This is a genomic window from Pseudomonas sp. NFX71 (genome assembly GCF_048079215.1).
GTDB classification, from domain to species: domain Bacteria; phylum Pseudomonadota; class Gammaproteobacteria; order Pseudomonadales; family Pseudomonadaceae; genus Aquipseudomonas; species Aquipseudomonas fluorescens_B.
Genome location: NZ_CP182230.1, coordinates 5,357,414 through 5,375,884, shown reverse-complemented (window position 1 = coordinate 5,375,884; position 18,471 = coordinate 5,357,414). Strand labels below are relative to the sequence as shown.

Genomic DNA, 18,471 nt, shown 5'->3' with positions numbered 1-18,471 from the left:
GGCACTGTACAGCGATGCCCGGCGCAATATGCTCGGGTTGTTTTTGTTCTGTGTGGCGCTGGTCATCGCCGCGGCGGTGATCGTCACGCGCAGTGTGACCCGTCCATTGGGCGGCGAGCCGGATGATGCCGCACGGTTTTTAAATCAGATCGCTCAAGGCGACCTGACGATTCAGGTACCCGTGAACTCAAGTGCCGGCGGCAGCGTGATGATGAACATGCATCAGATGCAGCAAAGTCTGAATGCCATGGTCAGGCACATCGCGATGTCGGTGGACCAGGTGGCCAGTTCCTCCGAAGAGCTGAGTGCGGTCAGCAGCCAGACCAGCAGCAACCTGCAATTGCAAGGGCTGGAGATCGAGCAGGCGGCCACCGCCGTGAACCAGATGACCGCGGCGGTCGATGAAGTGGCGCGCAATGCGGTCAGCACCTCCGAGGCCTCGCGGCAGTCCGAGCAAACCGCGCAACGCGGGCGTGAACAGGTTCAGGAAACCGTGGTTTCAATCGGCGCACTGGCCGATGGGGTCACCGACACCTCACAGCGCATCGAGCAACTGGCGGGCCGGGTGCAGGACATCAGCAAGGTGCTGGACGTGATTCGCAGCATCGCCGAGCAGACCAATTTGCTGGCCCTTAACGCGGCCATTGAAGCGGCTCGTGCCGGTGATGCCGGACGCGGTTTTGCCGTGGTCGCCGATGAAGTACGCGCCCTGGCGCATCGCACTCAAGAGTCCACCCAGGAAATCGAGCAGATGATCGGCAACATTCGTCTCGATACCGGGCATGCGGTGACGGCCATGCAAAGCAGCAGCAACCTGGTGCGGGCCACCCTGGAAGTGGCGCAACGGTCGGGCGATGCATTGGATGAAATCACCCGGTCGATCTCGCAGATCAACGAGCGCAACATGATGATTGCCAGCGCTACGGAGGAGCAGGCATTGGTGGCGCGTGAGGTGGATCGCAATCTGATGGGGATTCGCAACTTGTCAGAGCAGGTCTTGCTGGGTGCCCAACATACTCACACCGCAGGTCACGATTTGGCGCAGATGGCCGGGGCGCTGCACCAGACGGTGGCGCGTTTTAAAGTCTAGGTAATTCGGGTTGGTGGTTGTGGATGAGGGCGCTCAGGACCAGCCCCAGAACTGCAACCACCAGTCGAACCCTACCAAGCCGATGGCGAGTAGCAGGCAAGTGCTGCCAGCGCAGCGACGAGCCTGGGAAAGGCCTTCGCGGTCCAGCCGTTTCCAACCCAGCAACAGGCTCCACCCCATCGCGGCCATTAACAGACAAGCCCTGGCCGGTTGTACCCACTCCAGTAGCAGACCTTCATAGCGCAGCAATTTCACCGTTGTGGCCGACAGCCCGAGAAACAATCCCGCACCACCCAAGGGCGTGAGTGTCAGCGCCAGGGGCCAATACAGTGCAGGATCTTGCGCCAGTCGAGCCGTCAGGCGCAGAAGGATCATCAACGCCGTGCCCAACACCATCGAACTCAAACTCAAGTAAGCGACGATGCTGAAACCGTCGAGCCAGCTGAAGCTGTCGTTGAGCTGCGGGTAATGGGTCAGCAGCCACCAGGGCGCGTTGTCCTCAAGGGCCCAGAGTTGGTCGTGCTCGACCAGCCATTGGGCGAGGGTTTGTTTGAGGGCGACGAACCATGGGCTGACCGTCCACTGAAAGGCGCCCATGGCCAGACCGATCACACCGAACAGCAATAGACGCGCGTCCCATGGTGAAAGCGTCTGCGCCGTCGCATGAAGAATCTCTTGGTTGCTGGAGCGCGCGATCAGCTGAACCGCGCCGCGTTGTCCGCTGCAACGTCCGCAGGCATGGCAGTCACTGGCGCCTTGCATACGACGGATATCGAGCAAGGGCGCGCAGTTGGGCGGCGGCAGGCGTGGCGCGGCGTTTTCCATCCAGCGTTGTTCGTCGACCTGAAAATGCACGGGCGCCAGTCGGGCGAGCAGGGCGAAGACGCCACTGACCGGGCACAGGTAACGGCACCAGACCCGCTTGCCCCGGGCGAACAGCAACCCGACGACGACCGCGGCGACGGTCGAACCGCCCAGAATCAACAGCGCCGCCTGGGCGTAGTCATAGACGCTGATCAACTGGCCGTAGAGGGTTGTCAGGCAGAACGCCAGGGTTGGCCAGCCACCCCAGCGCAACCAGCGCGGCACACCCAAACCTTTGCCGTAATGGCTGGCCCATTCGCTGAGTGAACCTTCCGGACAGAGAACGCCACACCAGAGTCGTCCGAACAGCACGATCGACAACAGCACGAACGGCCACCATATGCCCCAGAAAAAAAACTGCGCGAACAGGGTCAGGTTATCGAACAGCCGTGCCTGGCTGTCCGGCAGCGGCAACACCGCCGGGATCACCAACAGCAATGCATAGAACAGAACAACGGCCCACTGCACGGCACGGATGACGGGCGCTTGACGACGCATGCCGTCGCCCAGGCGCTGCAGCCATTGATTGCGGCGACTCAGCTCAGGCATGGGACTTTTTCCACAGCACGCTGGCGCAGCCAACCGCCGACGGTCAGCCAATAACCGGCCAGCACCAGTAACGTCATGCCGCTGGGCGTCGCACGATAACCGGCAAAACCGGCAAGAAAACCACCCAGTCCATGGCTGTCGCTGAGCAAGGCACTGCTGTCCCAAAGCGCATCACCAACGAGGCTGTACATCACCTCCGGTAAATCCATGGCGAGTAATTGGCCGCCAATTCGCTCGGTACCGCTGACCAGCAACGCCGCGCCGAGTACCAGCAAAACAGCTTCGCTGATGGCAAAGAATCGCTGCCACGAGATGAACCGGCGACTGCTGTGCAGCAGGGCAATGGTCAGCGCCGACAGCACCAACCCCATTGCGCCGCCGACGGCAAACAAACCGAGCTGCGGACCTCGCAACTGAGCACCGGAGCCATAGAGAAAGACTACCGTTTCACTGCCTTCGCGGCTGACGGCGAGCAGGGCCAGCAGTAACAGACCCGCGCCACCTTGCCGAGCCAGGTGGCTTTCGGCGTGTCGTTGCAAATCGTGCTTGAGCGTGCGCCCGTGGCGGTGCATCCAGCCGACCATTTGCACGATCAGCAGGCTGGCCACCAGCGCAAGTGCAGCCTGGAACCATTCACTGGCTGAACCGCTCATGGCCTCACCGGCAAACAGAATCAACACCGCCAGCAGGCCCGAAAGCATCAACCCCAGCACGACGCCTGCCCACAAGTACTTCGCCAGTCGATCACCCTGATGCTGCTGACTGACCCAGGCCTGGAGAATGCCGATCACCAGCAGCGCCTCGACGCTTTCGCGCCAGACAATGAACATTGATTGATTCATGAAAACTCCGTGTTTGAACGGCTTATTTCGCGAGGATGCCGCCCTCGGGCAGTTGTGGATTGAACTCGTCGAAGAAGGGGTAGTGGCCGGGCCTGAGCGGGTGAATGACCACGAAGGTTGTCACGCCCGGCGACAGTACTTTTTCAACCCGCAATGGCGTGCTCTCGAATTCGGCTGGGCCTTGGCCGATATTTTTCAGGATGATCTTGAAGCGCTGACCGGCCGGAACCTCCAACAGGGCAGGAGTGAAGTGGCCATCGCGCAGGCTGAGTTCATAGCTGGGTAATTCGGCATAGGCCGTGAACGGCGCCACTGCTCCGGCAAGCATCAGCCAGGCAATCTCCAGGCGCTTCATTCAATAGCCGCCTTTTTTACCAATGCCGGCGTAGATGAACTCGTAGTGCAATTCGCAGCGTTCAAACCAGGGGGCTACGCCGGTTTCCTTATCGGTATGACGGCCAAGGGACCCATGACCGCCGGGTGGCAGGACGGTGAAGGTCAGCTGATATTTGCCTGGGCCGAGCAGCTTTACATTGTCGCCATAGTGCGGGCCGTCATTGGCGACCATGGCGTGGAAATCGCCTTTGAGTTCGTTCTCGCTGCCCTGTTTTTTCAGATTGAACGAGACATTGAGGTAAGGCACGAAACTGCCTTCCTGAAAGCCCTGTCGATTGTCCGCCGTGGCGCGAATGTCGGCTTCCAGATGCACATCGGAATCCGCGGTGGCCCGCATCATTCCGGCAGGTGCCATCTCGATTGGCTGCAAATACACCGCCCCGACTTCCAGCCCAGGACACAACTGTGGCTCACCGATCGGGTATTCCTTGGCGTGAGCCAGCGGTGTGAGCAAGAGCAGGGCAAGCGAAAGCGACAAGGGGGTACGCATAATTTCTTCCTGGGCATTGACGAGTAGGAGCCCGAGTCTAGGAAGCTTTGCTGCGAACAATAATGATTGGCATCAAGTTTCGAGCAATTAAACCGATGGCACATCACTCTGGCGAAATCGCTGGGCGCGCTCGACGGTGTGGGTCATCTGTTCGGCTGCGTGAATGGTCAGCGGATGCTGGGTAAAACCGGGTCTGGGGGATATGTAGGTGGCCATCTCCCGAGCAACGGCGAGCTGATGTTCCGAGCCAGTGGCCAGCAGGGCGATGACCAGGTTTTCAAGGGCAATCACTCGGACACGCAGATGAACCAGTTCGGCGTTCGTCAAGGCGGGCGGAGCGGTAAACGTTTTGTCATCGAGAGATGTTGCGGCATCTTGATCGTTCCAAGTTGATAGGCCGCTTGAGAAAGGATTTTTATTGAGCATGAGAGACGTCTCCAAGTCTATTAAAGCGTTAGCTTAGCCCCGGGATTGCGAAGGAGGTGAGCGCAGTCGCCCGATGTCGATTCTTGATGCGTATCAAGGCTGACTTTGTGTAAGGGCTGTAGGTTGGAAGAACGCCTCCCAAAGACCGGAGATCGGCATGGCTAAGAACTTCCCTATCAACCCCAAATACCCCGAACGGATCTGTTGGGGGTGCGACCGGTATTGTCCGGCGAAGTCCCTAGCCTGTGGCAATGGCTCCGACCGTACGATGCATCCGGCCGAACTTTTCGGCGAGGATTGGCACCTGCCTGGTGACTGGGGTATCGAGAAGCTCATCACAACTGACAAACCGACATATGATGCAGCGGACACCTCAGTGATATCCGAAAAGACCCCATCTGGATCTACCTGACACCAATATCTGAACAGTAAGCGAGGCTCGATATTTCCGAAATATTGATCCACGATGCTCGCGGGGGGCACGGCCAATTTAGGTTCTGGCCATTGCTGGGCTAAAACACCTAATGGTTCGCCAGATGAATAAACAACCCATGGCATCCGCTTTGATGATGCTGGCGTCTACGGCAAAGCCTTCACCTTTGACCAAACCTGCGTCCATGCAACCACGCAGCACTTCATTGAACAGCCAGCCTATCGGGATTGAGCATCAGCACTTATTGCTTAAGGTAGAAAGATTCAACGCCGCTGCGATATAAAGCCAAACAAGGTAAGGAAACAGAATCAAGACAGTAATCACGTCAAACTGCGATGCCATCACCACCATCGCATCGGCTACAACCCAGAGTAGCTTCAGGATCACCATGCCGGCGAAAATGTGGTGAGCGCCTAAAGACACCAGTGTCCATAGCGTATTAAGGGCAATCTGCTCCGCTCATAAAGCCAGCACCGCCTGACTTCCAGGAACCAATGTCAACCGGTACCCGGCCTGATCACAAATTCCCGAATCACCGGCGTTCATCGGCTGTTTTGCTATCGTGCATTAAATTTGTGATTACAAAGAGATAAGAAATGGCGATTCCAATGTGGCAAGGTCAAGTCGCTCTGGTCAGCGGTGCGGGCAGTGAAAGTGGTATTGGTCTGGCGATCGCCCGACGCTTGGGCCGCGAAGGCGTGCGAGTCTTGATCACTGCCAGCAGTGCGCGGATCCAGCAACGTGTCGCCGAGTTGCAGGCTGAGGGTATAGACGCTCGGGCGATGACAGCCGACCTGACTGACGAATTGCAGGTCAAGAAGCTGACCGATTGGGCTTATGAGCAGTTCGGTCATATCGACATTTTGGTCAATAACGCCGGTATGGCTATGGTCGGCAGCCCGGAACCCTTCGTTCAAGTGGCTGACATGGATTTGGCGACCTGGAATCTATCTCTGGCGCGCAATCTGACCAGCGCTTTTTTGCTGACTCGTGCGGTGTTACCTGGGATGAAGACGCGCGGTTACGGACGCATCGTCCACATCAGTTCGACGTCAGGTACACGCGGCAGCAATCCAGGTGAGGCGGCTTATAGTGCGGCAAAAGCAGCGATGGTCGGGATGAATATGGGCCTGGCGCTGGAAGTCGGTAAACGGGGCATCACCGTCAATAGCGTTGCCCCAGGCTGGATTGATACGGGGGCATTGACAGAGGAAGAAAGCCGCGCCGGTACCTACACTCCAATCGGCCGCGCCGGTCGTCCAGAAGAGGTTGCCGCTGCAGTGGCGTTTTTGGCGTCTCCGGAAGCCAGCTATATCACCGGTGAAGTGCTGGTGGTGGATGGCGGTAATTGTCTGATCGAAAACAAGGCGCCCTGACGCTAGCTTGGACTGCTGTTTTGTAGTGAGCCTACTATTTAGCGATGACGTAGGGCATAGGTATACGCCAAACTTGGCGAAAGGCCAGGCCATTGGCATATCGCCGGATAGCTGGAATGGGTCATGACCTTGTGCACCATCTGATTACTATTACGGCTGTGTACGAGTTCTAGCGGATCATTGCGAGTGAGAACTCACCAGTCCCTGGTTCAGAAACAGGGACGTTTTTACGAGTGGATACTGGATCGTTAACCCATCGAGTGCGGATCCATCTAGGCTTTAGATTGAAATTGAGCCAGTTGAGTCTTCAGTTGTGCGACCTCAGCTTCCAGTTCACGCACTCGTTCCTTGGCCTCAACTTCGACGCTGACGTCCTTCTGGATACCGATGAAGTAGGTGAGTTGATCGGTGTCGTTGAACACTGGGGTGATCGACAGTTCGTTCCAGAAGGCGCTGCCGTCCTTGCGATAGTTGCGAATGACTTGGCGGCAGGGGAGCATGTTCCTTATCGCCTCGCGAATTACTGTCAAACCAGCTTGATTACGGTCGTCACCCTGCAGGAAGCGGCAGTCCTGGTACAGGATGTCGTCAACGCTGTACCCCGTAAGGCGCTGAAAGGCGGGGTTGGCATAGATCAGGATGTTTTCGTCGCCTTCCTGCTCTGCTACCACGATGCCGTCGTTGGATGCTTCAACCACCAGTTTCAGCAGTTCTGCGTCGATCATTTTCAGAGCCCCAGTGAGTGACATCTCATTTTTAGCGGTTACCCGCCATACACGGAGTAATCAGTATAACGTACGGCCAAAAGCGACAAGGTCGGCCAGTCCTGAATCCAGCAACTGCGTAGCGCTTTGTGCACTGTAACGACTGGCGTAGATGATCAGCCCCGCTGAAAGTACTACGGAATCCGCGACGGAACGATTCCGGCATCCGTGGTGCATTATCCCAGTCCGCTGCGGCGATGGAGAGGTATCTCAGGGGGGGGATGAGTGGCCCGCTATTCGTGTTCAAGGATCAGAAAGGTGCTGTCACCGGCATCACCTCCTGTAACGTGAGCCAAGCCTGAGGAGTGAGCGTGGTCATCGCTGAAGGTTTTGATGCCGAAAAGTTAAGCGACAGTGCCGCCCTTTTGATTAGGGGCGGCTGTCTTCACCTTCGGACGGTATCCATTGGTATCGCTTAACGATCAATTTCCTCGGTATGTGGAGAAACCGTAAGGGCTCAGAAGCAACGGGATGTGATAGTGAGGTACGGTACCGTCCACCTCAAAAATGACGGGTACCTCCGGAAAGAAACTGGACGTTTTGTGCGACTTGAACCACTCGCCAGTCTTGAAGGTGACACGGTAGGTACCTTTCTCCAGACCCCGACCTTCCGGATACAGCCCGGTGATACGACCTTGCTCGTTGGTTTTCGCGCTGTTGAGCATGTCCCAGTCTTTCCCATCCTGTTTTTCCAACGTGACATTGACTCCAGGGGAGGGCAGGCCATCCTGCAAATTGAGTACATGCACGCTCAATGGATTCGTTGCCGCTGATGCAAACGCTGAAAGGGCACTCAATACAGCGCCAGCGAAGAAACTCTTCAATACAGTCATGGTGATGTCCTTAGTTTTTAACGGCAGGTAAAACTTTGTTGATAGCGACCTCTGCACAACCTTCATCGTTTGCAGCGCCGCCTGCACCGGCCACCCCGATGGCGCCGATGACCTGACCATCGAATTTCAATGGCACGCCTCCACCGAGCAATAACAACTCATCGAGGGTGTTGAGGTTTTCAGCATCTGGATTAGCGCGAGCGCGCTCAGCTAACAACCGCGTCGAAGTCTTGGTCGACAGGGCGGTATAGGCTTTGCGTTGCGCGGCTAACGTGTTGTGCGGGCCGACATTGTCATCGCGTTGCACGGCAACCAGATTGCCGCCACGGTCGACAACTGCGGCAACGGCTGTGCGGCCATCGGCGTGACAGGCGGTCAGCGCGGCCGTTAGCAAATCGTTGGCCATTGCAAGTGACACGTCCTGGCGCTGCGCAACCTGATCCGGAGCTGCAACGGCGAACGCAGAGTTCATTGCGAGTGTGATCAGCAATGAAGTCGATAGGCTTGTACGCATGCTGTTCCCTTGGTTGGTTGAGTCTGTCTGGGTCATTGCCAGACATCATGACCAGCTCGCTCCGTCAGAATGATTACCTCCTGATTACCAATATGTAATGTGAGAAATCAGCGAAGCGGGCTAGCCTGTGCGCCAGTCCTGGAGGAAAAAATGCGTATCCTGGTGGTTGAAGATGAAACGAAAATGGCGGATTACCTGCGCAAAGCCCTGACTGAATCGGGCTATTCGGTAGAGATCGCTCTTGACGGCCTTGATGGCCAGCATTTGGCACAGGAGAGTGAGTTCGATCTGATCATTCTGGATGTCATGTTGCCGAGGTTGGATGGCTGGCAATTGCTGCAAATCATCCGGCGTAAGTGCCAGACCCCGGTACTGTTTCTTACCGCACGTGATTCGGTTGATGATCGGGTCAAAGGGCTGGAGTTGGGGGCTGATGATTATCTGGTGAAACCCTTTTCCTATGCCGAGTTGTTGGCACGCGTACGCACTTTGCTGCGCCGTGGTCCGCCTCGCGAGGTGGAGCATTTTGTGGCTGGTGACCTTAGTCTGGACTTGTTGCGACGCAGGGTAACGCGCAGCGGCGAGCGCCTCACCCTGACCAACAAGGAGTTCGCCCTACTGCACTTGCTGCTTAGTCGTGAAGGGGAGGTGCTCTCGCGTTCGCTGATTGCCTCACAGATTTGGCAAATGAACTTTGACAGTGACACTAATGTGGTCGATGTCGCCATCCGCCGACTGCGGGCCAAGGTTGATGATCCTTACCCGCTGAAGTTGATACACACAGTCCGTGGTATCGGTTACATGCTCGAGGTGCAATCCTGAATCTATATCCGCGCACTCTGAGCCTGCGCCTGGCCATCATGTTCGCACTGGTCAGCGTGCTATTACTGGGCTCCATTGGTTTTTATCTTTATCAATCGTTACAGCGAGAGATTGCATGGCGCGACGACCAGGCCTTGCTGGGACGCCTGGAGCGAATGCAAGCATTGATCAGCGATAGCGACAGCATCGAGCAACTGCGAGGTCGGCCCAAGCTCTACGAAAACATGTTGGGCAATCGCGACAGTCTGCTATGGATTGTCGATGACACCGGCAAGGTGTTGATCGAAATCAACCCGGTGGGTATGACCTTTCCAAAGTTGCCGGCTGCCCACCAGGCGCGCCTTGTTGAAGATCACTCTTCCGAGCCTGTGCGGCTTGCCTGGCAGGATGTCATGCAAGGTGATCGCGGCTTGACCCTGATCGCTGGCAAGTTGTTGGGTGAGCGCGAGCAGATGCTGGGGGTTTACCGACTCAGGCTTTGGCTGGCCATGTCAGTCGGAGCGCTATTGGCTTTTGCATTCGGTTGGTGGGTTAGTCAACGAGGCCTGCACCCTGTGCGCCTGCTGGCCAATCGCGCTGCCGCAATCGATGTGCAGCATCTGCATCTGCGGCTGGATGAGTTCAGTGAGCTGAATGAGCTCAAACCGCTCTGTAATGCCCTCAACCAGATGCTTGCACGTCTTGAGGACGGATTCGCCCAGCTTTCACGTTTCTCGGAAGACCTCGCCCATGAGATGCGAACCCCACTAGGCAACCTGATGGGACATACCCAACAAACCCTGAGGCGCAGTCGCTCTATAGAGGACTATCAGAACCTGCTGGTTTCCAATCAGGAAGAGTATGAAAGGCTGGCCCGCATGATCGACAGCATGCTGTTTCTCGCTCGCACCGAGCAGCCAAACGCTTGCGTAAAATTCGAGCAAATCAACCTGCACGATCTGATCGAGCAGCTCTGTGAGTATTTCGAAGGGGTAGCGCAAGAACGAGATGTACAGCTGATAAACCAGACCCAGGATCAATTGCTGGGTGATCCCGGCTTGATCCGTCGAGCACTTGCTAACTTACTGGCGAATGCGCTGCGCTACGCAACTCCTACCTCTGCAGTGACGATCAGCAGCAGGGTTTTGGAGCACCGTCTCGACATCACGGTGCACAACCACGGCGAGCCGATTGCGGCAGAACATCTTCCACGATTGTTTGAGCGCTTTTACCGGTGTGACCCATCACGTAATCAACCCGACGATTCCGGTGGTCTGGGATTGGCCATCGTTCGTTCGATTATGCAACTGCATGGCGGTTGTATAACCGTTGACAGCACTGACGCAGGTACGAGCTTTCACTTGGAGTTTCCCCTTATAAACGCCTGAGCTCGAACCGAAGTTATTGCACACGACACAGCGAATGCTGGCAAATTGCCCTATAGTGAGTTTCGTTGCAGTGGTGAACATCTAGGAAGCAGCAAATGGGGCTCGAAAATTTTTCTTTCGATCACATGCGAAAGGGGTAGTCGCAGTGCAGAGCAGAAATCGTATCGGAACTGATTCCTTGGGAATTGTTTTCAATGCTCAGCGACCTTCAAATCGGCATTTATCGGTCGTTCACCCGCGATCTCTTTTAGCTTCAACGGTGCTTGCCAAGGCTCGGCTCTCGCTCTGCGCCTTGGAAAAGTTAAAGTGATGCTTACTAGGCGGCGCAGCTCCCTGGCAGGTTTCATTATTCTTGCTGTCGGTCTGGTTGGTTTTTCGGCCATGTTGCTACTGAAGTCAGAGACCCAAAGCAGGGAAACGCGTTTCTCGGAATACGTTCAGAATATTTCCGGCGTCGTGCGAAATCAGCTTGATACCAATGAAGCTGTATTGGCAGGTTTCTCAGCATTTCTCCAAGCCGTGGATCAGAGCGATACTGAAGCTGCGGCCCGTTATGCGGCAGCCGTTTTATCAGCTTACCCTCATATTTACATGCTCGAGGCTGCTAGGGCAGTACCCATCGCCGAACAGGCTGCCTTTGAAGATCTGTTGCGCCGTACCTGGCGGCCAGACTTTGAACTCAAAGACTTCCCGAGCCTCACCCAGCAGCCTGCCCAAAATCAGGTGTATCTCAGCGAGACTTGGCCGGTGTTGTTCATGTACCCGTTACTCCCTGAATCCAGTTCGATCTATGGCGTCAGATTAGAAACCGTCGCCTATCTCTCCTATGCGCTGGCTCGAACCCACAATAATCAGAAGCCCGTTGTATCACCCGTTTTTACAATGTATGAGGGTGGCAACGCATACATTCTGATGCAATCAGTCATTCGGCCTGAACAGTTGCGAGAGAACACCCGCCCCAATTTTTTTGGCAGCACGATGGTGTCTTTGCTATTGATCAAAACGGGCGCGCTACTGGATGCAGTGAATAATGCAAACCTGGATCCCCTGGTTCACATCAGTGCAGTCCTGAAAACCGCTGCTGGGACTGAAAGCAGTGTGTTTTCAACACAGGTTCAACAAGCAAGTTTTCTAGATCGCCTCTTCTTGCCGCAATTGGCTGACCGAGTCGAGATCCGCAGTACATCGCAGCCAATGACGTTGGTCTTCGAGCGGCAACTCCGTGTCGGGGATGTCCTCACCAAAGAAATGTTGATGATACTTTTTGTCCTCGCCGGGGCACTGGTGTTGATGCCGATGGTATTGATTCGGCATTTCAAGGCGTTAGAAAGGGCTGAAGTTGAGCACCAGCGCTCGGCCTACCTCGCAACACATGACGTGCTCACGCAACTGCCTAACCGTTACTTGTTCGCCGAACGTTTTGCCCAGGCCTGCTCGGATTGGGAGGCTAAAGGGATTCCGTTTGCTGTGCTTTTGATCGACTTGGATCATTTTAAGGAAATCAACGACAAGTACGGCCATGAAGTAGGCGACCAGGTTCTGCGAGCGGTCGCACACCGCATGCTTCAAGCCACCCGCTCATGTGACACCGTTGCCCGGTACGGTGGCGACGAATTCGTGATGCTGATCTCTAAACTATCTGACCCCGAGAGTGCTGAGTCGCAGGCATTGAGGGTGTTCGACACCATCGCGCAGACAGTCGTGACAAGTGCAGGAGAGCTATCGGTATCGTGCAGTGTCGGAGTTTCGCTGTGTCCTATTCATGGCCAGAATCTCGACACATTGCTTAAAGCGGCGGATCAGGCCATGTATGGAGTCAAGCAACTTGGTCGGAGGGGTGTAGGGATGACGTAATCCCCTGCTGCATGAGACTTGTGCCGTTTTGAATGGACAAGCGGGTCAAAGACTAAGCGACTTATGAGTTACATCACGCTGATGAGGCTCGGCATTCAGGAGTGAACAAACAGCCTCCGCATCCGTCCTGATTTTGAAGACACCGTGCTTGCTAGCTGAGCCTCCTTCGACGAGATCAACGACTCTGTATCGCTTAGCGCCATCTTCCATGCCGGTGGTCTCGATGACTCTGAATCTTGGGTGCATGGTGCGTTCCCTGCTGAAGATTGGTGCCCTACAAGTACCGGCAAAAGGAGACCACTTCAAGAACGGGACGGACTGAAGCTGAGACAATTTATTACGGTGCACCATGCTTCTCATCGCATGAAGCACGGTTAGCAGTAGGTAGCGTGTTGAGCCATTTTTCCTATAGTCGATGCTTCGGGCCAGCAGGGCCCGGCTATTCAAGAGGATCATCGAGTCCTACGGATTCTTTCATCCCATAATATTCGTATCTACGGTTAAGGGGGCAGATGAGGAAGCAAGCGACCTCGACATAATCGCTTCGATACCATCAGACATGGAAGGAAAATGAATAACAGTCTTGAGTTTCGGACGCTGACTTGTTGGCTCGTAACGCACTTTTTTAAAATGCCCATACCGGCGCAGTCGAATTAGTTTTGGCCAAGGTCAGTTATCCCGCCACGCGTCGCGAGGCGTGTTTGCCTGCGATAAAAGGCGTGAATTGCCCATACCACTCCTACCAGTAGCAACCCTGTCCCAAGCGCTTCCATAGGAGAGGGCCAGCGTTGGTTGATCAGCAGGCCCATCGTAGTAGCATAAATGGTTCCGCTGGCGATCAATTGCCCGCTGAGCGCCAGAGGTAGACGTCGAGTTGCAATCGACCATGCCCAGGCACCTGCAAGGGTGGCCCCTAACCCCTGAATCAACCCACAGACTATTAGCGCCTGAGTACCTGCTAACCCGCTCGGATGGCTAGCGAAGTGGGACAGGTTCAAGTGCAGACCAACGGGTATGAACGCCAGCATCTCGACGCTGCACATGAAGATCAGCATGGCTGACCACAACATGGGTGACATGCTTGGACGCTGAGCCAAAGCGCTTTCATTTAACAATCCAAAGCCAGTCCAAAATCCAATTGCCATTAACGATGCGAGCAGCCCCAGCAATATCGAATGGGTCGGGAGCACCACCTTTGCGGCGCTAAAATCAAACACGCTCAAGTTGACCAAACTTATGCCCAATGCCGCCACCAGCAGCGGCCCGGCAATGGCGCGCCAGGGCACGCTGGAGCTTCGCATGTTGCCGGCAATCGCGAGCACAATCGGTACTGACCCCATCATTACCGGAGGGATCACCGGCCCAGCTGCCAAGACCGCAGTGGTGATCAGGAAGAAGTAGCCGATGTATCCCAAGAAGCCCAGCAGTGCGGCACAGGCCCAGTCGCTCAGTCGCAACTGCCGAACTTCGCAGCGGTAAACAAACAGCACAAGCAGGCTACCTAAACCGGCAAAGGAATAGCTCACCACAGCCAGATCAAAAAGGCTGTAATCGCCGACCAACCCCGGAAAGATGTAGAGCAGCGACCAGGAAAAAGTGGCGGCAATGGCCGCTAATAGGCCTAGGGTCATACGCGATGCTCCTGTTGGGCCTGCTTCCGGATCCAGCAATGAGCTACGTGTCGGGCAGTGTCGAATACCCGCACGTCCTGGCCCATGGTGCCGCTGACAAAACTGCCCTCCAGTAAGATAAACAGCCCCTCAGCAACTACGTCTGGGTCACTTATACCGGCGCTCACGGCCAAGGCATTAAGATTGTCGCGTATCCCTTGCTTATGCCTGCTCACTGCTAAATGTACAGGGTGGCTAAACTGGGGGAATTCAGCCGCACTGTTGACGAACAGGCACCCGCGTTCGCTGTCTTGTAAAAGAAAACGTTGATACAAATCGAAAAAAGCGAGCATGCCACTGACCGGGTCAGGATGCCCTGCCAAGGTGCGCGCTACCTCTTCACGCCAGCGTCGGTCACGCTCCTCAAGGCAAGCCACTATCAGCGCATCCTTGGAGGGGAAATGGCTGTAGAGCGTCATCTTGGTAACACCCGCCATCGCGGCGATGGCCATCACACCAGTAATGTGTATACCTTGCGACAGAAACAGCTTCAACGCTGAGTCAATCAAGCGTTCACGGGTATTGTCCAATTTAAGGCACTCCGGCGTAGGGACGGAGCTAACTATACTGACCGGTAAGATTGGGGTGCATCCAAATACGACCTGAATCATGGCCGCTACGACGCAGACCGCAGTATGCAAAAGCAGCAGTAAATCGCAGGATTTGGCCAGCCAGGACGTTCGTTACGCTAGCTAAACGCACCCTGCACCCGAGTGGTTAACGCATACGCTCTCTCACCATTCAATGCTCCTGCGCCGTTGGCAACGCTCCGAGCAGTAGCGCACCTCAGCCCAGCAGCGCGCCCATTTCTTGCGCCAGGCGAAAGGCAATCCGCAGACCGCACAGGTTTTGATCGGTAGTTCACTCTTCTTCAAAACGACTCCCCGGCATCTAGTTTGACGAGCAGTTTCTGGCCACGATCCCAGAGTGCTTGCTGCTTGGATTCAGTCATACGATCGAGGTTTTTATAGACCATGCCCATGCGCTGATTGCTGCGCAGAAGGTCGCCATGACGTATTAGAAAATGCCAGTAAAGCGAATTGAAAGGGCAGGCGTCGTCCGTCGTGCTTTCACTGACTTTGTACGCACAATTACGGCAGTAGTCAGACATGCGCTTTATATATTGGCCACTGGCGCAGTAAGGCTTAGAGCCCAGGTAACCACCATCGGCATGCATGACCATGCCCAATGTATTGGGTAGCTCGACCCAGTCGAATGCGTCCATGTAGATCGCCAGGTACCAGTCGCAAATCTGGGACGGAGCGATGCCGGCCAGCAGTGCAAAGTTGCCGGTCACCATCAGCCGCTGGATGTGGTGGGCATAGGCATGTTTCAAACTTTGGCCGATCGCCTGGCCCATGCAGTTCATCTTGGTGTCGCCAGTCCAATAGAACTCTGGAAGCGGCCTGCTGTTGCCAAACAGATTGCCGCCGGCGTAGTCGGGCATTTTCAGCCAGTACACGCCGCGTACATATTCACGCCAGCCAATGAGTTGACGGATAAAGCCTTCGGCTGCGTTTAATGGAATGCTGTGCGCCCAGTAAGCAGCCTCGACGTCGCTGCACAATTGACGTAGATCCAACAGGCCAATATTCAGTGCGGCGCTGATCCGCGCATGGAACAGAAAAGGTTCATCACTGGCCATCGCATCTTGGTAGTCGCCGAAAGCAGCGAGGCTCCAATCGAGGAAGTAATCCCACAACGCTTGGGCATCGGCGTGGGTTACCGGGTAATCAAAAGTGTCGAGTGCGCCATAGTGGCTGGAGAAGTTTTTTGCGACCAGCTCAAGCACTTCCTGGGTGATTGCATCGGCTGAAAATCGCACTGGCGAGGGAGCTCTCACGCCTTTGGGCAGTGCCTTGCGGTTATCGGCATCAAAGTTCCAGGCGCCGCCGACCGGGCTGCCGTCGCCGTTGAGCAACAGACCACTCTTGCGTCGCATCTCACGGTAGAAGAACTCCATGCGCAGCTGCTTTTTGCCTTCGGCCCAGGACGCAAACTCGAGTCGGGTGCAGAGAAAACGGGTATCGGTATGCCACTGGATCGCCAAGCCACAATCTTTCAGCGACTGCTCCAGGCGCCAGTCACCGCATTCTGTCAGGTGCAGCTCATCCGGTTGCAGCAGTGATTGCCAGCGCCGTAACTCTTCCGGTACCGATCCGCTATTTTGCGGATCATCGAGCGTGACGTATTGCACGCGGATGCCACGCTGCTGCAACGCCTCAGCAAAATGGCGCATCGCACTGAAGATCAGTGCGATTTTTTGCGGGTGATGGGGCACATGGCTGGCTTCCTCCATCACTTCGACCAGCAAAACCGTATCGCGCTCGCTGTCCAGCCCCTTCAATGAGGCCAGGTCAAAAGACAACTGGTCGCCCAAGACCAGGCATAGTCGGTGAGTCTTGTTCATTCGAAAGAGTCCAACGGAAGATGACTCACCAAGGCGCAGTCAGCGAGAATGGAATGCGTAACGGCTCAATGCGCCCTTCACGTGAGCCGCACATCTCGTCATGGACGCACTGCTGCACAAGCACGCAGGGGAAAGGCGGCACAAACTGCAACAACTCACGCAGGTGATTGATGGAGCGAAGGCGCATAGGCTTTGCTTCGTCGTCCAGCAGTGTGAACTGGCCGTGATCCAGCCCGACTCGCGCCAGATAAAAACCGCCTTCCAGAGACAGCAGCTCCAACTCTCGTACTTCGCCATTCGCGGCCCGTTCGGTCAACGCTTGCAGATTCAAGGTTCACTCCCTGCCTACCACGGTAGGCGTTCTCCGTTATAAGCAAAGAAATTGCCGCTGTCGGCAGGCGCCAAGCGGTCAATCAGTGATAACAATTCGCGGGCAACGAGGCTTGCAGGCCTGGCGGCAGAAGCGCCTTTAAAGGGCTGGGACAGGCCCGAAATGACCGTGCCTGGATGAAGACTCAGCAAACGGGTCTGAGGGCGTGTTCGTGCCAGTTCAATCGCAGCCGTTTTAATCAACATGTTCAACGCTGCCTTGGAGGCGCGATAGGCATACCAGCCGCCCAGACGGTTATCGCCAATACTGCCGACCTTGGCGGAGAGCACCGCCATTGCGCCGCGAGGGTCTAGCAAGGGTAGAAAGTGACGCAAAACCAGCGCAGGCCCGAGCGCGTTGACTTGGAATATCGCCTGAAGCGCATCAGCTTCAATAGAGGTGTAACTTTTTTCAGGCTTGATGTCTTCGCGATGTAGCAGACCGGCAGCATGCAAAATCAACTGATACGGGGCTTCTTCGGCTAATTCGGCGGCTGCGCTGGCGATACTGTCTGGCTTTTCCAGATCCAATCCTGGAGCACTATTGCGCCCCAGCTCACGAACAACCGAGCATCTTGGATCTTCGTTGAGCAACTCACAAAACGCCGCGCCGAGCGCTCCACTGGCTCCTATCACCAAGGCACGGTAGCCGTAGCCGAGTGAGTTCATCTCAAAGGAACTGTTCATTTCGCCTCTCCCACGCCTTGTGCGGATTTGGGGCCTTAGCTGCGTCGCCCAATCAGTTGCAGGAACTCGAGACGCGTAGCGGATGACTCGCGAAAGGCCCCCAGCATCACTGAGGTCGTCATCACAGAGTTTTGCTTTTCCACGCCCCGCATCATCATGCACATGTGCTTTGCCTCAATGACCACGGCCACGCCGGCCGCATCGGTGATGTGATGGATGGCATCAGCAATTTGTTTTGTGAGGTTTTCCTGGATCTGTAAGCGGCGGGCGAACATATCGACGACTCGGGCGACCTTTGATAGACCCAGTACCCTTCCTGTGGGGATGTACGCGACATGAGCCTTGCCGATGAAGGGCAGCAGGTGATGCTCACACAATGAATACAGTTCGATATCGCGCACGATGACCATTTCATCGTTTTGCGATTCGAACAGGGCACCGTTGGTCACGTCTTCCAGACTCATCGTGTAGCCGTTGCAAAGGTATTGCATCGCTTTGGCTGCGCGCTTGGGCGTGTCCAGCAGTCCTTCACGCTCAGGGTTCTCGCCTACAGCGATGAGAATTTCACGGTAATGCTTGGCTATTGATGGGTTCATTTTGATTCCTCGCAGCCATGCTGTGCTTAAAGAGGCGGCAATCCTTGGCAGTAGGGGAGTGCCTGCTGCGCACCAGATAACAAGGAGTTCGCCAGATCATCTGTTGCTCAGGTTCTGCG

General features: G+C 55.7%; 21 protein-coding genes and 2 pseudogenes. 6 read left to right on the top strand and 17 right to left on the bottom strand.

Features of this window, described 5'->3' with window-relative positions; translation table 11 throughout:
- Nucleotides 1–28 precede the first annotated feature (28 nt).
- Complete coding sequence (locus tag ACM1ZW_RS25015; protein WP_414883967.1) at nt 29–1,090, top strand: methyl-accepting chemotaxis protein; 1,062 nt, start codon at nt 29–31, stop codon at nt 1,088–1,090.
- Nucleotides 1,091–1,123: 33 nt separating this feature from the next.
- On the opposite strand, the gene ACM1ZW_RS25010 is transcribed toward ACM1ZW_RS25015, so the two are convergent.
- From ACM1ZW_RS25010 to ACM1ZW_RS24990, 5 genes are all read right to left on the bottom strand, one after another.
- Nucleotides 1,124–2,503 (bottom strand): 4Fe-4S binding protein, encoded by a 1,380-nt coding sequence (locus ACM1ZW_RS25010; protein ID WP_416739575.1) that lies wholly within the window; start codon nt 2,501–2,503, stop codon nt 1,124–1,126.
- On the bottom strand, nt 2,491–3,345 hold the full coding sequence (locus ACM1ZW_RS25005) for an FTR1 family iron permease (RefSeq protein ID WP_414883844.1): 855 nt from the start codon (nt 3,343–3,345) through the stop codon (nt 2,491–2,493). Before ACM1ZW_RS25005 ends, ACM1ZW_RS25010 begins: the two co-directional genes overlap by 13 nt.
- A gap of 22 nt (nt 3,346–3,367) precedes the next feature.
- Nucleotides 3,368–3,700, bottom strand: coding sequence for a cupredoxin domain-containing protein (locus tag ACM1ZW_RS25000; RefSeq protein ID WP_017338862.1), 333 nt, complete (start codon nt 3,698–3,700; stop codon nt 3,368–3,370).
- On the bottom strand, nt 3,701–4,231 hold the full coding sequence (locus tag ACM1ZW_RS24995) for an iron transporter (RefSeq protein ID WP_017338861.1): 531 nt from the start codon (nt 4,229–4,231) through the stop codon (nt 3,701–3,703).
- A gap of 87 nt (nt 4,232–4,318) precedes the next feature.
- A complete protein-coding gene (locus tag ACM1ZW_RS24990; RefSeq protein WP_017338860.1) occupies nt 4,319–4,657 on the bottom strand; it encodes a hypothetical protein in 339 nt (112 codons plus the stop codon).
- Between the two features lie 157 nt (nt 4,658–4,814).
- On the opposite strand from ACM1ZW_RS24990, the gene ACM1ZW_RS24985 reads away from it, so the two are divergent.
- Nucleotides 4,815–5,069 (top strand): DUF3079 domain-containing protein, encoded by a 255-nt coding sequence (locus tag ACM1ZW_RS24985; RefSeq protein WP_416739573.1) that lies wholly within the window; start codon nt 4,815–4,817, stop codon nt 5,067–5,069.
- A 255-nt stretch (nt 5,070–5,324) separates the two neighbouring features.
- Here the strand turns inward: ACM1ZW_RS24985 and ACM1ZW_RS24980 are convergent.
- Nucleotides 5,325–5,603, bottom strand: a pseudogene (locus ACM1ZW_RS24980) (tryptophan-rich sensory protein); the annotation flags it as partial.
- 83 nt (nt 5,604–5,686) lie between these two features.
- Between ACM1ZW_RS24980 and ACM1ZW_RS24975 the strand changes: the two are divergent.
- A complete protein-coding gene (locus ACM1ZW_RS24975) occupies nt 5,687–6,466 on the top strand; it encodes an SDR family NAD(P)-dependent oxidoreductase (protein ID WP_414880444.1) in 780 nt (259 codons plus the stop codon).
- A gap of 272 nt (nt 6,467–6,738) precedes the next feature.
- Here the strand turns inward: ACM1ZW_RS24975 and ACM1ZW_RS24970 are convergent, their stop codons facing one another.
- The 4 genes and pseudogenes from ACM1ZW_RS24970 to ACM1ZW_RS24955 all read right to left on the bottom strand — a co-directional run bounded on the left by ACM1ZW_RS24970 (nt 6,739) and on the right by ACM1ZW_RS24955 (nt 8,577).
- A complete protein-coding gene (locus ACM1ZW_RS24970; protein ID WP_017338856.1) occupies nt 6,739–7,191 on the bottom strand; it encodes a PAS domain-containing protein in 453 nt (150 codons plus the stop codon).
- Nucleotides 7,192–7,263: 72 nt separating this feature from the next.
- Nucleotides 7,264–7,444 (bottom strand): annotated as a pseudogene (locus ACM1ZW_RS24965) (alkene reductase); the annotation flags it as partial.
- Nucleotides 7,445–7,652: 208 nt separating this feature from the next.
- A complete protein-coding gene (uraH, locus tag ACM1ZW_RS24960) occupies nt 7,653–8,063 on the bottom strand; it encodes a hydroxyisourate hydrolase (RefSeq protein ID WP_017338855.1) in 411 nt (136 codons plus the stop codon).
- A gap of 10 nt (nt 8,064–8,073) precedes the next feature.
- Complete coding sequence (locus ACM1ZW_RS24955; RefSeq protein WP_414880504.1) at nt 8,074–8,577, bottom strand: GlcG/HbpS family heme-binding protein; 504 nt, start codon at nt 8,575–8,577, stop codon at nt 8,074–8,076.
- A gap of 150 nt (nt 8,578–8,727) precedes the next feature.
- Here ACM1ZW_RS24955 and ACM1ZW_RS24950 point away from each other — a divergent pair, with 150 nt between their 5' ends.
- The 3 genes from ACM1ZW_RS24950 to ACM1ZW_RS24940 all read left to right on the top strand — a co-directional run bounded on the left by ACM1ZW_RS24950 (nt 8,728) and on the right by ACM1ZW_RS24940 (nt 12,620).
- Nucleotides 8,728–9,399, top strand: coding sequence for a heavy metal response regulator transcription factor (locus ACM1ZW_RS24950; protein WP_416739572.1), 672 nt, complete (start codon nt 8,728–8,730; stop codon nt 9,397–9,399).
- A complete protein-coding gene (locus tag ACM1ZW_RS24945; protein WP_414883966.1) occupies nt 9,396–10,766 on the top strand; it encodes a heavy metal sensor histidine kinase in 1,371 nt (456 codons plus the stop codon). Before ACM1ZW_RS24950 ends, ACM1ZW_RS24945 begins: the two co-directional genes overlap by 4 nt.
- A gap of 309 nt (nt 10,767–11,075) precedes the next feature.
- On the top strand, nt 11,076–12,620 hold the full coding sequence (locus ACM1ZW_RS24940) for a diguanylate cyclase domain-containing protein (RefSeq protein ID WP_416740842.1): 1,545 nt from the start codon (nt 11,076–11,078) through the stop codon (nt 12,618–12,620).
- Between the two features lie 653 nt (nt 12,621–13,273).
- On the opposite strand, the gene ACM1ZW_RS24935 is transcribed toward ACM1ZW_RS24940, so the two are convergent.
- The 7 genes from ACM1ZW_RS24935 to folE form a co-directional block, all read right to left on the bottom strand.
- A complete protein-coding gene (locus ACM1ZW_RS24935) occupies nt 13,274–14,251 on the bottom strand; it encodes a DMT family transporter (protein WP_017338849.1) in 978 nt (325 codons plus the stop codon).
- The gene (locus tag ACM1ZW_RS24930; protein WP_416739571.1) at nt 14,248–14,820 is read right to left on the bottom strand and encodes a TetR/AcrR family transcriptional regulator; all 573 of its coding nucleotides are present in this window, start codon (nt 14,818–14,820) and stop codon (nt 14,248–14,250) included. Before ACM1ZW_RS24930 ends, ACM1ZW_RS24935 begins: the two co-directional genes overlap by 4 nt.
- 204 nt (nt 14,821–15,024) lie before the next feature.
- Nucleotides 15,025–15,165: a DUF2256 domain-containing protein gene (locus tag ACM1ZW_RS24925; RefSeq protein WP_080995142.1), complete on the bottom strand. Its 141-nt coding sequence runs from the start codon at nt 15,163–15,165 to the stop codon at nt 15,025–15,027.
- Complete coding sequence (locus ACM1ZW_RS24920) at nt 15,162–16,700, bottom strand: cryptochrome/photolyase family protein (RefSeq protein ID WP_416739570.1); 1,539 nt, start codon at nt 16,698–16,700, stop codon at nt 15,162–15,164. Before ACM1ZW_RS24920 ends, ACM1ZW_RS24925 begins: the two co-directional genes overlap by 4 nt.
- Nucleotides 16,701–16,725: 25 nt before the next feature.
- Nucleotides 16,726–17,031 (bottom strand): DUF6482 family protein, encoded by a 306-nt coding sequence (locus ACM1ZW_RS24915; protein WP_017338846.1) that lies wholly within the window; start codon nt 17,029–17,031, stop codon nt 16,726–16,728.
- A gap of 14 nt (nt 17,032–17,045) precedes the next feature.
- The gene (locus ACM1ZW_RS24910; RefSeq protein WP_017338845.1) at nt 17,046–17,756 is read right to left on the bottom strand and encodes an SDR family oxidoreductase; all 711 of its coding nucleotides are present in this window, start codon (nt 17,754–17,756) and stop codon (nt 17,046–17,048) included.
- 35 nt (nt 17,757–17,791) lie between these two features.
- Nucleotides 17,792–18,352: a GTP cyclohydrolase I FolE gene (gene folE / locus ACM1ZW_RS24905; protein WP_414880446.1), complete on the bottom strand. Its 561-nt coding sequence runs from the start codon at nt 18,350–18,352 to the stop codon at nt 17,792–17,794.
- Nucleotides 18,353–18,471: the final 119 nt, after the last annotated feature.

Excerpts from the sequence above, each read along its gene's own strand:
- ACM1ZW_RS24985 (WP_416739573.1), top strand. The coding sequence starts at position 4,815 with ATGGCTAAGAACTTCCCTATCAACCCCAAATACCCCGAACGGATCTGT.
- ACM1ZW_RS24975 (WP_414880444.1), top strand. The coding sequence starts at position 5,687 with ATGGCGATTCCAATGTGGCAAGGTCAAGTCGCTCTGGTCAGCGGTGCG.
- ACM1ZW_RS25000 (WP_017338862.1), bottom strand. The coding sequence starts at position 3,700 with ATGAAGCGCCTGGAGATTGCCTGGCTGATGCTTGCCGGAGCAGTGGCG.
- ACM1ZW_RS24910 (WP_017338845.1), bottom strand. The coding sequence starts at position 17,756 with ATGAACAGTTCCTTTGAGATGAACTCACTCGGCTACGGCTACCGTGCC.
- folE (WP_414880446.1), bottom strand. The coding sequence starts at position 18,352 with ATGAACCCATCAATAGCCAAGCATTACCGTGAAATTCTCATCGCTGTA.
- ACM1ZW_RS25005 (WP_414883844.1), bottom strand. The coding sequence starts at position 3,345 with ATGAATCAATCAATGTTCATTGTCTGGCGCGAAAGCGTCGAGGCGCTG.
- ACM1ZW_RS24940 (WP_416740842.1), top strand. The coding sequence starts at position 11,076 with ATGCTTACTAGGCGGCGCAGCTCCCTGGCAGGTTTCATTATTCTTGCT.
- ACM1ZW_RS24920 (WP_416739570.1), bottom strand. The coding sequence starts at position 16,700 with ATGAACAAGACTCACCGACTATGCCTGGTCTTGGGCGACCAGTTGTCT.
- ACM1ZW_RS25010 (WP_416739575.1), bottom strand. The coding sequence starts at position 2,503 with ATGCCTGAGCTGAGTCGCCGCAATCAATGGCTGCAGCGCCTGGGCGAC.
- ACM1ZW_RS24955 (WP_414880504.1), bottom strand. The coding sequence starts at position 8,577 with ATGCGTACAAGCCTATCGACTTCATTGCTGATCACACTCGCAATGAAC.
- uraH (WP_017338855.1), bottom strand. The coding sequence starts at position 8,063 with ATGACTGTATTGAAGAGTTTCTTCGCTGGCGCTGTATTGAGTGCCCTT.
- ACM1ZW_RS24970 (WP_017338856.1), bottom strand. The coding sequence starts at position 7,191 with ATGATCGACGCAGAACTGCTGAAACTGGTGGTTGAAGCATCCAACGAC.
- ACM1ZW_RS24995 (WP_017338861.1), bottom strand. The coding sequence starts at position 4,231 with ATGCGTACCCCCTTGTCGCTTTCGCTTGCCCTGCTCTTGCTCACACCG.
- ACM1ZW_RS25015 (WP_414883967.1), top strand. The coding sequence starts at position 29 with ATGCTCGGGTTGTTTTTGTTCTGTGTGGCGCTGGTCATCGCCGCGGCG.
- ACM1ZW_RS24990 (WP_017338860.1), bottom strand. The coding sequence starts at position 4,657 with ATGCTCAATAAAAATCCTTTCTCAAGCGGCCTATCAACTTGGAACGAT.
- ACM1ZW_RS24950 (WP_416739572.1), top strand. The coding sequence starts at position 8,728 with ATGCGTATCCTGGTGGTTGAAGATGAAACGAAAATGGCGGATTACCTG.
- ACM1ZW_RS24935 (WP_017338849.1), bottom strand. The coding sequence starts at position 14,251 with ATGACCCTAGGCCTATTAGCGGCCATTGCCGCCACTTTTTCCTGGTCG.